The sequence below is a fragment of the Mucilaginibacter flavidus genome (genome assembly GCF_024055575.1).
Classification (GTDB): Bacteria; Bacteroidota; Bacteroidia; order Sphingobacteriales; family Sphingobacteriaceae; genus Mucilaginibacter; species Mucilaginibacter flavidus.
In genome coordinates this window covers 52,104-65,842 of the sequence record NZ_JAMXOE010000013.1, presented here as the reverse complement: position 1 = coordinate 65,842, position 13,739 = coordinate 52,104, and the positions used below count along the sequence as shown (strand labels likewise).

Sequence of the window (13,739 nt, the reverse complement as noted above, 5' to 3'; positions counted from 1 at the left end):
AACATATTGTAGCATGGGCATGTGAGGTTGCCTTTGTTATGAACCGTTTTAAAACCCTGCGTTAAAACCAATGTAAAAATTGCGTGGCGGCGCGGGGTTATAAAACCGGCTTCCGATAGCATTTAAATCATTCCCCAGGCTATATTTTTGGTTCAATAAATTACCCGCACCGGCGTATATGTCAAGCTTGGTTTTGCGGTTTAGTTTAATGGCCCAGCCGGCTTTTGCTTCTAACAAATTATATTGCGACGCAAAAACAGTGTTATCATCTTTTAGCGGGATACGGCCGGTAAAGTTATGCTCCAAAAACAAATAAGTATTTTCCGGGAACCTGAATTGTAAGCTTGATATGACTACCTGCGGCGGCACCCCTGTCAGCTTATTGCCATTGTTATTACCTGTAAAAGTAAATTTATCAAGCGTTACCGATTCATTAAACTGCAGCCCGCGTAAAAAGCTAGTGCTATTGAGGCGTACCAGCCAATCTGAAAAATACAACTCGACACCCGGCTGGTGCGTGCCACCGGAATTAATGTAATAGGTGGTTTCATTTGCATTGTTCCGAACCACAATGGCATTTTTCAATACATAATAAAATGCCGAAATATCAAAGTACAAACTCCCGTCAGCATTGTGCAAGCGGAAACCTGTTTCGTAGTTCCATCCATGTTCGGCCTGCAGGTTGGTGTTAATGATGTTATCCGTCGGCCTTATCTCGGCAGTAGTTGGTGTCGAATAACCCCGGCTTACAGATGCACGCCAGATAAAATCCTTCGTCAAATTGTAGGAAAGGGCTATTCTCGGCATCAGTTGAGGCGTAAAATGGCGGTTGGTAAACGCGGCTTCGTCATTGGGGTATACATTCCTGAATTTGTAATCGTAAAAGTTTAAGCTGAGTGCAGCTTCAACATGGAAGCGGTTATACAAATCAAGCGCATAACGGGTGAAGAAGAAATGCTGGTTGGTGTTTATCTTATCCAGCGTTTGTGCGGTGTCCCTTACCCCTTTGCGGTTGCCGTAGTTGTTATCGTCGGAATTGGTTTGTTGCCATTCAAGTCCCAAATCCAGGTTCCACGAGTAGTTTGACAAAGGTTCGCTGCTCAATTCAAAATAGGTACGCATGCCGAAAGTTCCTTCGTAACGCTGCTCGTAATTGGTAATAAATGGGTTCGAAAAATCAACATAAGTGCCATAAACCGACAACACATTGCGCAACTGGTGGGTAATGTGCAACTCGTTAACCACGCCGCCCAATAATACTTTTGTAGTGATGCCGATATTTTGGTCGATAGCGCCTGGCGTAAACTTTGTAGCCAGCCTGGCCGATTGCGGGTTGGCCTGGTATTGCGCCAGCGTTAAGCCGCCGGGCGTTTTATAATTTAAATCGGAGTAAAAGCCGAGTACGCGCACCTCGTCGTTAAAATTATATTTCCAACGGTTTCTCATTTGTATAAAATGCCGCTGCATATCGCTATGCTGGCGGTAACCGTGGTATGTTTCGAAGCCCTGGTTTAAATTAAGCTGGTAGTTACCGCTACTATCCTGCACGGCGGCATTTTCATGTATCAATCCGTATGAACCCCCGTTAAGCCCCACAGTGGCGTGATTGCCGTGGTCGTTTAAATTAACAGGGTTCAGCAAAACTACGCCGCCCGAGTTTGCACCAAACAAACTGCCATCCGGGCCCTTTAATATTTCAATATGATTGATGCTGTTAAAATCAAGCGCATTGAGGTAGGTGTTGCCGCCTGCATCGGTGAGTGGTATTTCATCGTTATAGATCTTTACATCGCGTATACCAAATGGCGATCGCAACAAACTGCCCCTGATTGATAGCCTGTAGCTTCCCGGCGAACGCTCTTCGGCCCGGACACCCGGCACTGTATTTAGCACCGAAACAAATGAATTATCGGGCTGCCGGCTCAGCTGCCCCTTACCAATATAGCTTACCGATGCGGGTACATTTGGCAGATATATGGGTGACAGGTACCCGTGAATTGTTACAGGCTCGGTAACTATATCAATGACAAGCTTACCGGTATCAGGCAAATGCTGGGCATTAGCAGTATGCACCAAAATAGAAGCAAAAAACAGGCAAAACAGGAGTCGAGTCATTGAGTAAGCAGGAAAACAAAAATAGTTTATTTATTATAAAAACGGGTTAGTGTTTACTGTGAGATTTTGATAAGCTGCTGAGATGAGGCGATTTGTAGGGGCGATTTGCATTCCATGCCCTGGTAACTCGAGGAAAAAATTAAATAATGAATAGTGAACGTCGAAGTTTTTCACCTTATTATTCGACGTTAAAATTCTTAAAGCAATTGGCGTTCGAAATAAGGCTAATGTCTTAGTAATTGACCAGCGCCACTTACATCTATTGGTTACCCGTAAAAATAAAACCACTGATAATAAGCATGTTTCACAGCGTTCCGGGTGTTCCGCGTGCAAAAATGGAACGCTTTGCTGGCTTGTATTCAGAAACTTGTACTGCGCCTCGCCTAAACGGCGCCCGCCCGGGATTATAGACCCCTTTGACTACAACACCAACTGCGCCAGGAAGGGCAACAACCGAAATAATATTAAATCCCGATATTTTTCAATTAATTTCGCAACGGAATTGAATTAGAAGTAGTCTTAATGAAAAAAGTTTATTTATACCTGCTTATTGGCATAGCTGCAATATTACTGATGACGGTGGTGGTATTTAATTTCGACCCCAAGACCGAAACCTGGAGCAGCCTGCTTATCGGTGCCTTGTTTGGCTACGGCCTCTACAAGATGCCTACGATAATAAGACGGTTAAAACAAAAACCTTAACCAGGCTATACGCATGTTTTTTAATTTCAGGTATCCCATTATACTCTTTATCCTAAGTTTTGCCGGTATATTACTAGGCCTTGTGCTCAAAATACTCCACTGGCCCGGTGGGCAGCTGATTATCGGCAGTATGATAATGGTGCAGGCGTTTTCGATTATTTGGCTGGTTATTATTCTAATAAAAGAGCCAAAGGGGGAATAAGGTGAAAGCGGAAAACTAAAAACTAAAAGACCAAAGCCGAAAGCTTTAAAGGAATGAATAAAAACATTACATAAAGGCTTTCGGCTTTAAACACTCGTTAAAATCCCCTTCTTCTCGTAATCCCAGCCTTTCGGACTTTCGGACTTTTCGGACTTTCAGACTCTTTTTCCTCCCACACCTCATCCGCTCCATACTGTCTTGCCATTTTTGCGATGCGTTCTTCCAGCGTTTCGGTAGTTAAACGTTCACGGCCCAGGCTATCAACCATTATCGGGAATGCAAACGGCGTAGGGCGCTCAATAGTTTTTAAAATGATAGTTTGGGTTGCAATGCGCTGCAGGGCCATTCGTAGCCTGAATTCTTCCAGCTGAAATGCCAGCGCCTCATTATAGGCCTGCCTCACCAGCAGGTTATCCGGCTCGTATTCGCTGAACACTTCGAACAGCAGCGAGGTTGATGCTTGCAAATGTTTGTTTTTTACCTGCTGCCCGGGATAACCGGTAAATACAAGCCCACCGATATGGGCAATATCCCTGAAACGGCGGCGGGCCATCTCATTGGCATTTAAGCTGTTTTGAATATCCTCCAGTAAGTTATCTATCGAAAAAAAAGCAACATCTTCCAGGGCCTGTTCAATTGGGATATCCTCATCGGTCAGCAACTCAAAACCATAATCGTTCATGGCGATGGAAAAGCTGGCCGGCTTTATTTTGCTGAGTCGAAAAGCTAGCAGCGAGGCCATGCCCTCGTGAACCAAACGTCCCTCGAAGGGATAAAACAATAAGTGGTGCCCTTCGCGCGATTTAAACGACTCAATCAAAAACTCGTGGCTTTGCGGCAGGTGTGAAAGCTGCGCCTGCAAATCAAACAAGGGTTTTAATGCGATGACTTCTTCATCGGTCTCAATACCATGTGCCACCTCGTCTAGCTTAACCCGGAACATTGCCGATAACTGCGACGATAAAGGCATGCGTCCGCCTGCCCAGCTTGGTATCAAACCCTTTCTTTTGTTCGATTTCTTCACATAGGCCGACATCTCTTTTATCTTGATAAACTCCAAACTCCGCCCCGCAAACCAGAATGTATCGCCCGGCTTAAGTTTCGATATAAACGATTCCTCCAATGTGCCCAGGCTGCCACCGCTGAGCCATTTCACGCGGATGCTTAGCTCACTGGTTATGGTGCCTATGCTCAGCCTGTGCCGCATGGCAACGCGGCGGCTGTTTACTTTAAACAGCCCGTTTTCTACCTCTACCTTTAAAAATTCATCGTATTGCGCCAGGGTTTTACCGCCGGTAGTAATAAAATCGAGCAATTGGTTAAACTCGTTGCGGGTAAGGTCGGTAAAGGCGAAGGTGCTTTTTATTTCTTTAAACAACTCATCCGCGCGGAAACCATCGGACACGGCCAGCGTAACCATGTATTGTATCAGCACATCCATGGTAAGCAGCATCGGGTCGCGGCTTTCAAAAATGCCGGCTTTTATGGCTTGTTTAAGGGCAGCGCCTTCCAAGAGCTCCAACGAGTGTGTGGGCACAAAATAAGCTTTTGATACCTCGCCAGGGGCATGCCCGCTGCGGCCGGCACGCTGCATAAAGCGGGCCACACCTTTGGGACTACCTACCTGCACCACGGTATCCACCGGGCGAAAATCGACACCCAAATCCAAACTCGATGTGCATACGACTACCTTCAGCGCTTCGGCATGTAGTGCTGCCTCCACCCAGTTGCGCAACTCGTTATCAAGCGAGCCATGGTGCATCGCCATAATGCCGGCATACTCCGGATAATTATCTAAAATGGCGTGGTACCAAATTTCGGATTGTGAACGGGTATTGGTAAATATCAGCGTGGTTTTGCTTTTGGCCACCAGTTCCATTACCTGCGGCAGCAACTTTAAACCGATATGTCCCGCCCAGGAGTAATTTTCAATATTTTCGGGGATGATGGATTTGATGAGCAGTTTTTTCTCCAAATTAGCCCGCACCATTTTTACCCGCTCCGGCGGAAAATCGTTTCCCAGTAAAACCTCTGCAGCCTGCTCCAGGTTGCCGATGGTTGCGCTGATACCCCAGATGCGGAGTCCGAAGTCTGAAGTCCTGAGTCTTGAGTCTGAAGAATCCTGACTTAAGACTTTCGACTCAAGACTCAGGACTTTCAATTTACTCAAACCCAACTCTACCTGCACCCCTCTTTTCGTTCCCAGTAACTCGTGCCATTCATCAATCACCACCACCTGCAGGCCTTTAAATATCTTGGGATATTCCTTTTGGGCCAGCATCAGGTGCAAGCTTTCGGGGGTAGTGAGCAGCACCTCGGGCAGTTTCCTTTTAAGGGCGGCTTTTTCGGACGCGGATGTATCCCCGGTGCGGGTCATGATGCGCCAGGGCAGGCCCAGTTCATCGCATACTTCCTGCATGGCTTTGCGGATGTCGTTGGTTAAGGCGCGCAGCGGGGTAATCCAGAGCATCAGCAGGCCGTTATCTGCTTTGGTGTTATAAGTATCGGAATGTTTGTTTATAAAATCGGCCAAAAAAGGCAGGAACAGCGCAAAGGTTTTACCGCTGCCGGTAGGGGCATTGAGCAGTCCCGAAAAGCCCTGCAAATAAGCCGCTTCCATTTCGCGCTGAAAGGCAAATTGTTCCCATTTTTTATTTTGGTACCAATCCTGTATTACCTGCTGCCCCTTTGTAATCATGCCAATAATATACAACGGAAAATGGAATAAGTTAGGATAGGGGTGAAATAATATGGTGGGAATTATCGCTGAATGGTTTTATTATTAGCACCATGGCCATAATGAGGTTTGCAATTCAGCATTTTAGCCCTGCTTTTAAAAAGAAGTTCGGGGTATCGCCGATGAAGTGTAATTGAGTAGAAAACTATAAACTTGTCATTGCGAGCGCAGCGCGGCAACCGCACGCCGTGTACAACCGCAATGCAAGTCCTGCTACTTTTCAACTGGCTCTGTAAAGTTCACGGTTGCCACACTCGTTCCTCGTTCGCAATGACAAAATTGCTATTTGCTAATCGTGTCCAACACCTGTTCCGCCGTCACTTTCTCCTGCACACCTGTTTGCATATTTTTTATAGTCAACAACCCGCTTTCAATTTCATCGCTGCCGATGATGATAGTGTAAGGGATGTTTTTGTTATTGGCATAATCCAGCTGCTTTTTTAGCTTGGCGCCGGCGGGGTAAAGCTCGGCGTTGATATCCTGGTTGCGCAATTGCTGCAGAATAGGCAGGGCAAATTTTTCGCCCTCTTTATCGAAACAGCAAATTAACAGTTGGGTGGATTGATTGGCTGCTTCTGGGAAGAGGTTAAGTTCGTCCATCACATCATAAATACGGTCGGCGCCAAAGGAGATGCCTACACCGGTTAGGCCTTTTAAGCCGAACATACCTGTAAGGTCGTCATACCGGCCGCCGCCGCCAATGCTGCCCATGGCAACCTCGTTGGTTTTTACTTCGAATATGGCGCCAGTATAATAATTTAAACCACGGGCGAGGGTGATGTCCAGTTCTAAGTTGGCAGTTATCAGTTGGCAGTTGGCAAGATAATTGAATACTACTTCAATTTCATCACAGCCTTTTAGCCCGGTTGCTGAATTTGCGAGTGCACTGCGCAGGCTTGCCAGCTTTTCAGTATTACTGCCTTCCAATAATATAACAGGCTTTATTTTTTCAATATCATCTGCGGTAAAGCCACGTTCCATCAGCTCTTTTATCACCCCATCGAGGCCGATTTTATCCAGCTTATCAATCGCGACAGTAAGGTCGATGATGTTATCAGCTTTGTCAATAATTTCGGCTATGCCGGATAATATTTTCCTATTATTGATTTTTATGGTGAAATCTTTCAGGCCAAGCTTGCTTAAAGCCTCATCATAAATCAATACGAATTCGGCTTCGTTTAGTAAACTATCCGAGCCAACCACGTCCGCGTCACACTGATAAAATTCACGATAACGGCCCTTCTGCGGTCTATCGGCGCGCCAAACCGGCTGAACCTGGAAACGTTTAAACGGAAAGGTAATTTCGTTTTGGTGTTGTACTACATAGCGGGCGAAAGGAACGGTAAGATCGTAGCGGAGGGCTTTTTCGGCGATTTTAAACGAAAGCGTCTTGCTGTCGGTATTTATATTTGATGAATCAAGACCTGCTTCTGCTAAGAAATCACCATTATTTAATATTTTAAATATCAGCTTGTCGCCTTCTTCCCCGTATTTCCCGGTTAGCGTTGACATCTTCTCCATCGTAGGCGTTTCTATCTGCTGATACCCGTATTTGCGAAAAACGCTTTTAATTGTATCGAAAATAAAATTACGTTTCACCATTTCGGTTGGTGAAAAATCGCGGGTGCCTTTAGGTACAGATGGTTTGATGGATGCCATAGCCCGCAAAGATACAATTTTGAGTGAAAGGGGGTTGTGACAGGAGCAAATCAAATTGTCGCTCTTACATTTTTGGCTAAAGCCATCAATATGCCTGTCGAATACCGTCACTTAAAAGTGACGGCAATGAAGTTGTTTATATTTTACTTCATTGCCGTCGGTTTTAACCGACGGATAAAGAGCAATGGGTTTCGGCTTTAGCCAAATCTTACCACACTTTATGATAAATAGATAAATCCTAAAATCAAAAAAGTCCTACAAATCTTAGTTATTTTTGGTTAATGAATATCCTTACCCAAACACCGCGCCTCATCATCAGGCGGTTTAAAGCCGAAGAAGAAGAAATGTACCTGGCGCTTTATGATGACGAGCGCGTAATGCAATACCTGCCCTTCCGCACCCGCGAGGAGCATATCCAGATTTTTAGGGAGCACCTTCCCGAAGGCGAGCCCGGCAGCATTACCGGGCGCTGGGGTTTGTTTAACAAAGCCGATAACGATTTTATAGGAATGTGCCTGCTGCGCCCGTTTGATAACGATAGCGGTGAAATTGAGCTGGGTTATGCCATGAAGTACGACTACTGGGGCAAAGGCATAGCATCCGAAATGGCGAATGCACTTTTGGGTCATATGTTAACCGTACAGCCGGGTGCCAAATTTGGCGCGGTGACTGATTTGGATAATATCCCCTCACAGCGTGTGCTCGAAAAAGCCGGGATGCAAAGGCGGGAAAACTACTGGCGGGCGGGGACGGAACTGGCGTACTTTAGGTTTGTTGGAATTTCACCGATTGAAGAATAAAAAAGGGTGTCATGCTGAGGCACTCGAAGCATGAGCGCAATGGCCTGTACTACTTGCTTAGCACGCGGGCAAGGGCCTCTACGCGCACCCTTCGAGCGCCTCAGGGTGACATGCCATCACACGTTCAACAAATCATCCTTCCTGTGCAGAGATTGGTTCGTTCCTTAATAACGGGCTTTTATTTATCTTTCAACTCTTTCAAAATTTCCTTACAACCCTTCTCAATCATCAAAAACACTGGCTCAAATTGGGCGTCATCATAATACGGATCGGGTACTATTTTATCGCCAAGCAATAATCTCACTTTCTCGCGGTCTTCCTCGTTACGGGCCATAGCTAAAACATCGGCTAGGTTACTTTTGTTCATTACAAAAATATGGTCGTAATAATCAAAATCGCTGATGCGGAATAAACGGCAAATCTGGCCGCTTATATCTATGCCGTGTTCGCGGGCAGTACGGATTGAGCGCCGGTCGGGCCCTTCGCCAATGTGCCAGTTGCCGGTGCCCGCCGACTCTATCTCCCAGTCGAGTCCCTGCTCTTTAGCCAAATGCTCCATTATACCATGCGCCAGCGGCGAGCGGCAGATATTGCCGAGGCAAACCATTAGGATTTTCATGTTTTTGTTGTTGTAAGGTTGAAGAGTTGGAATGTTGTAAAGTTGCCGTTTAAATTAAATAACATTCAAACATTTCAACCTTACAACCTTTCAACAGAAATCAACTATTTAAATATACCATTCAGCACCCCTGCAAGCCTTACGCCGGCTTTCAGCATTTGCTGGTTCAGGGTGTCGATATGTGTGAAATTGTACTTGTAATTTAACACATCATTAGGCTTTATTTCGGTATACAGCTTTTCGGCAATCTGGTTCGATTCATACAACCATTGGGCTATCGGCGCTTTTTGCCATTCGCGGCGCTGTGTTATCGTAGTGTGATTTATAGCAGTAGCATATTCCGTATAGCTTAGCTGCTGAAAGTCTATTAACTGAGAGTCCCATACCGAATGCAGGTTGGTGTCGTTATTAAACCATTTTACTTTAAAGCCATTGCCACCCTGGTCGTCGGTATGCGCAGTGTGCATAGGCTGATGTACATCTTCAATAATATGTATCAGCACACGCAGGTAAAGTAGTTTATTTTCTTTGCTGGTGCTTTTCTTCTTTAATTCGCCAATCAGGAAATTCATTTTGGTATAGGCATCAACCTTGGTATCCTGTGCCAAAAATTCCTGCATTTCCGGGTAGGTGTGGGGCTTGTCAAAATCGATATAATGCCAGGTGGATAAATATTTGTAGTTATCGTCCGATTTGATAAAATCGGCCCAGTTGCTGGCCATGGCGATTGATTCATTGCCCAAAATATCTTTAATGGCCTTGCGGGCCTGCGGTGATAAATAGCTGTCGGCTATTTGCCCGCAAATGCGGTGCCCCTGAGCTCCCCAAGCCATCGACTGTAACGGTGCATAAATAATAGCAAAGCCTAAAGCAATTATTTTAAAAAACTTTGTTTTCATATTATAGCGGTTTTGGAACACAGCTTGTTCGCTTTATTAAACGAGCATTAATGGGAATAACATTGGTAATACTTGCAAATTGAACTAACGAATCGGTCGTTTTGGTGATCTTAAAATATTCTTCATAATCGCCAAAACGCAGGCAGGTTGTTTCATCTTTCACGCTTTTGTCGGCCTTGCAAAATTCGCCCTTCATGCGCAAGGTGTCGTGCCGTTGCTCGTAGGTGCCTTTCCAGTACTCGATCCATTTACCGCTGCCCGTACAGGTGTCCGCTCCGGTACTTACCTTACTAAATGAGTGTATGGTTACAAAAAACGAATCGCAGCTGAACTTTAAATCGTACAGCGAATAGCTAACCAGGCGTTTTTGTGCCGGCACCGAGTCCTGGCGCCACTCGCCCTGTACCCAGCTTTGTCCCGGTTTTTGTTTATCGGGATTGAAGGTGCATGCGGAGCCCAAAGCCATTAGTAAGGCCAAAGGTAAAAGGTAAAAGGCGAAAGGCTTTTGCATAGATATTTGTTAAAGTCCCCCTCCAATGGAGAGGGATTTAGAGTGAGGCGAATTATTTTAAACCACCTATCATATCTTCAGGGCGTACCCATTGGTCAAACTGCTCGTTGGTTAACAAGCCAAGGCCCAGTGCTGCTTCGCGAAGCGAAAGGTTTTCCTTCAATGCTTTCTTGGCGATTTTGGCCGCATTTTCATAACCGATATGCGGGTTAAGCGCGGTTACCAGCATTAGCGAGTTTTCCAGGTGCTTTTTAATGCCGGCGTAGTTTGGTTCGATACCGGCAGCACAATGATCGTTAAATGACACACAGGCATCACCGATTAAACGTGCCGACTGTAAAAAGTTAGCCGCCATAACGGGTTTAAACACATTCAACTCATAGTGACCGTTAGAACCTCCGACCGATATAGTAACGTCGTTACCCATTACCTGTGCCGCAACCATTGTCACTGCCTCATTTTGGGTTGGGTTAACCTTGCCCGGCATAATTGATGAACCCGGCTCATTGTCCGGAATATGTATTTCGCCAATACCCGAGCGTGGCCCCGAAGCCAGCATGCGGATATCGTTTGCAATTTTCATTAGTGATACCGCAATTTGCTTTAATGCGCCATGGCTTTCTACTATGGCGTCATGAGCAGCAAGGGCCTCAAATTTATTGTCGGCAGTGCGGAATGGCAGACCGGTAAATTTAGCAATGTAGTCGGCAACCTTTACATCGTAACCTTTTGGTGTATTGATGCCTGTACCAACGGCTGTGCCGCCAAGAGCAAGTTCCGAAAGGTGATCAAGTGTATTTCTTAGCGCTTTTAAGCCATGAGTCAACTGTGATACATAGCCCGAAAATTCCTGGCCCAGGGTAAGCGGGGTGGCATCCATCAGGTGCGTACGGCCAATTTTTACCACACTTTTAAACGCTTCAGATTTGGCCTGCAGCGTATCGCGCAATTTTTCAATACCCGGGATAGTAACATCAATCACCATTTTATAGGCGGCAATGTGCATGGCGGTCGGGTAGGTATCATTTGACGACTGCGACTTATTTACGTCATCATTAGGGTGGATAAAGGTTTTGCCCTCGCCAAGTTTATTGCCGGCCAGTACGTGTGCACGGTTGGCAATAACCTCGTTAACATTCATGTTTGATTGCGTACCCGAACCCGTTTGCCATATCACCAATGGGAATTCGGAAGCTAAGCCGCCGGCTAATATTTCTTCACAAACCTGCGCAATCTGGTCGCGTTTTTCGGCAGGCAATACGCCGCAATCGGTATTGGTGTAAGCTGCAGCCTTTTTTAGATAGGCAAAAGCGGCAATAATTTCCTTCGGCATTGATGCTTCGGGGCCAATTTTAAAGTTATTGCGTGAACGTTCGGTTTGTGCTCCCCAGTATTTATCGGCAGGTACCTGTACCTCGCCCATGGTATCGTGTTCGGTTCTGAAACTCATGGTTTTTGTATTTTTTGCAGGGGCAAAGGTAGGGTTTTATATGGTGGATATAAATGCCAAAGAGTAAACTTTTTGGTACAAAAACTATAATAAACCGCAAGTGTTGTGTAAATAAATAATGCCTTAACAAATGCATAAATATAACATCATATACAGATCGCCAAATAAAGAAATCTACCTCTGGAACGGCAACAGCTTTGACAAACTTGACGACGAGGAGCGCGAAGTGCTGCTATACAGCGGCCAATCGGTAAATGCGGAAGATGCAGCTGAAGCTTTGGCTGCCGGCAAAGCAGCGGCCAAAATGGAGTTCCCCGGTGACGAAAACCCTGACATTAAAAAAGTCTCGGTGAAGGTTTCCTAAAAGATTTTTGCGGCGTAAATATTACGTGATCGCTCAATTATTTTGTGACGCCCCGGATTTAATTGGGCTCCAGGATTCCAATCTTCGGTTTAGCTGTGTACCTTTGCCATATCCGGGATAAAAACCCGGCATACACATGACAAAAGAAATCGAAATTGTTTGCCCTCCCGGGCAGCAGGAAGATGAAGCCGCTTTAATAAAAATAGCCGCCACTTCACTTAATCTATCACCACAAAAAATATCTGCCTTAAAAATTCTGAAACGCTCTGTCGATGCGCGGGGCCGCAAGGTGGTTTACCGCATGCAGGTACAGGTTTTTGTGGATGAGGTATATGTGCCCGAAACATTTACAGTTAACTATCCCGATGTAAAAGCCGCCAAACCGGTAATAATTATTGGCGCCGGGCCCGCCGGGTTATTTGCGGCTCTGCAATGCATTAAACTTGGGTTAAAACCTATAATAGTTGAGCGCGGCAAAGATGTAAAACAACGCCGCCGCGATTTAGCCAATATCAACAAGCAGGGCCTGGTAAATCCTGAGTCGAACTATTGCTTTGGCGAGGGTGGAGCAGGCACTTATTCGGATGGCAAATTGTACACCCGTTCCACCAAACGCGGCGATGTTAACGCCGTACTGAAAACCTTTGTGGCCCATGGCGCAACTGAAGATATTTTAATAGATGCCCGTCCGCATATCGGCACCAATAAGCTGCCGCAGATAATTACCTCGATAAAAGACAGCATACTCAATGCTGGCGGTGAAGTGCTTTTCGATGCAAAGGTTACCCGCCTGCTGGTTGAGTTTGGCAAAATAAAGGGTGTTGAACTTGCTAATGGTGACAAGCTGACGGCCGGTGCCGTAATACTGGCAACAGGCCACTCTGCACGCGATATTTTTGAAATGCTGCACCATCAAAATATTTTGATTGAGGCTAAACCGTTTGCCTTGGGTGTGCGCATTGAGCACCCGCAGGAAATTATCGACCAGGCGCAATACCATTGTGAATTCCGTGGGCCCGACCTGCCGCCGTCATATTATAACCTGGTTGAACAGGTAGATGGCCGGGGTGTATTTTCGTTCTGTATGTGTCCCGGCGGTATCATCGCCCCCTGCGCTACGGAGGCTGATGAAATTGTGGTAAACGGCTGGAGCCCATCTAAGCGGAATAACCCTTTTGCAAACTCGGGCACTGTAGTGCAGGTAAATTTGGAGGATGTAAAAGGCAATGAAAACGACCCGTTGCGGATGCTGCGCTTTCAGCAACAAATAGAAAAGCTTGCCTTTACAGCAGGTGGTGGGCACCTCGTTGCACCAGGGCAGCGCATGATTGACTTTTGCGAGAACCGTTTATCAAAAAACCTCCCCGAAAATTCATACCTGCCCGGCACCAAAAGTATCGAACTAAAAGAAATTTTACCCGGCTGGATAAATGAACGCCTGCGCAAGGCTCTGCCGGTATTCGGCAAAAAAATGAAGGGCTATTACACCAACGAGGCGATATTGGTGGGTGTTGAGTCGCGCACTTCGTCGCCGGTAAAGGTTCCGAGGGACAAAGAAACATTACAGCACCCGCAGGTAACAGGATTATTTCCATGCGGCGAGGGCGCGGGGTATGCCGGTGGCATAATTTCTGCTGCTATTGACGGGATTAACTGCGCCATTGCGGCATCAAAACTATAA

General features: G+C 46.0%; 11 protein-coding genes. 4 read left to right on the top strand and 7 right to left on the bottom strand.

Annotated elements, in window-relative coordinates; translation table 11 throughout:
- Positions 1 to 48: 48 nt before the first annotated feature.
- The gene (locus tag NAF19_RS18395) at positions 49 to 2,115 is read right to left on the bottom strand and encodes a TonB-dependent receptor (protein WP_252791795.1); all 2,067 of its coding nucleotides are present in this window, start codon (positions 2,113 to 2,115) and stop codon (positions 49 to 51) included.
- Positions 2,116 to 2,637: 522 nt separating this feature from the next.
- Between NAF19_RS18395 and NAF19_RS18390 the strand changes: the two genes are divergently transcribed.
- Positions 2,638 to 2,817: a hypothetical protein gene (locus NAF19_RS18390; protein WP_252791794.1), complete on the top strand. Its 180-nt coding sequence runs from the start codon at positions 2,638 to 2,640 to the stop codon at positions 2,815 to 2,817.
- A gap of 299 nt (positions 2,818 to 3,116) precedes the next feature.
- Here NAF19_RS18390 and NAF19_RS18385 read toward each other — a convergent pair whose 3' ends face one another.
- Complete coding sequence (locus NAF19_RS18385) at positions 3,117 to 5,717, bottom strand: ligase-associated DNA damage response DEXH box helicase (RefSeq protein ID WP_252791793.1); 2,601 nt, start codon at positions 5,715 to 5,717, stop codon at positions 3,117 to 3,119.
- 321 nt (positions 5,718 to 6,038) lie between these two features.
- Complete coding sequence (gene hisS / locus NAF19_RS18380; RefSeq protein ID WP_252791792.1) at positions 6,039 to 7,415, bottom strand: histidine--tRNA ligase; 1,377 nt, start codon at positions 7,413 to 7,415, stop codon at positions 6,039 to 6,041.
- Between the two features lie 281 nt (positions 7,416 to 7,696).
- On the opposite strand from hisS, the gene NAF19_RS18375 reads away from it, so the two are divergent.
- Positions 7,697 to 8,215, top strand: coding sequence for a GNAT family N-acetyltransferase (locus NAF19_RS18375; protein WP_252791791.1), 519 nt, complete (start codon positions 7,697 to 7,699; stop codon positions 8,213 to 8,215).
- Positions 8,216 to 8,393: 178 nt separating this feature from the next.
- On the opposite strand, the gene NAF19_RS18370 is transcribed toward NAF19_RS18375, so the two are convergent.
- The 4 genes from NAF19_RS18370 to fumC form a co-directional block, all read right to left on the bottom strand.
- A complete protein-coding gene (locus tag NAF19_RS18370; RefSeq protein ID WP_252791790.1) occupies positions 8,394 to 8,834 on the bottom strand; it encodes a low molecular weight protein-tyrosine-phosphatase in 441 nt (146 codons plus the stop codon).
- A gap of 104 nt (positions 8,835 to 8,938) precedes the next feature.
- Positions 8,939 to 9,733, bottom strand: a complete 795-nt coding sequence (locus NAF19_RS18365) for a S1/P1 nuclease (RefSeq protein ID WP_252791789.1) — start codon at positions 9,731 to 9,733, stop codon at positions 8,939 to 8,941.
- Between the two features lies 1 nt (position 9,734).
- On the bottom strand, positions 9,735 to 10,244 hold the full coding sequence (locus NAF19_RS18360) for a fumarate hydratase (protein WP_252791788.1): 510 nt from the start codon (positions 10,242 to 10,244) through the stop codon (positions 9,735 to 9,737).
- Between the two features lie 52 nt (positions 10,245 to 10,296).
- Positions 10,297 to 11,694: a class II fumarate hydratase gene (fumC, locus tag NAF19_RS18355; protein ID WP_252791787.1), complete on the bottom strand. Its 1,398-nt coding sequence runs from the start codon at positions 11,692 to 11,694 to the stop codon at positions 10,297 to 10,299.
- A 130-nt stretch (positions 11,695 to 11,824) separates the two neighbouring features.
- On the opposite strand from fumC, the gene NAF19_RS18350 reads away from it, so the two are divergent.
- Both NAF19_RS18350 and NAF19_RS18345 read left to right on the top strand, forming a co-directional pair.
- Positions 11,825 to 12,058, top strand: coding sequence for a hypothetical protein (locus NAF19_RS18350; RefSeq protein WP_252791786.1), 234 nt, complete (start codon positions 11,825 to 11,827; stop codon positions 12,056 to 12,058).
- Between the two features lie 136 nt (positions 12,059 to 12,194).
- Complete coding sequence (locus NAF19_RS18345; protein WP_252791785.1) at positions 12,195 to 13,739, top strand: NAD(P)/FAD-dependent oxidoreductase; 1,545 nt, start codon at positions 12,195 to 12,197, stop codon at positions 13,737 to 13,739.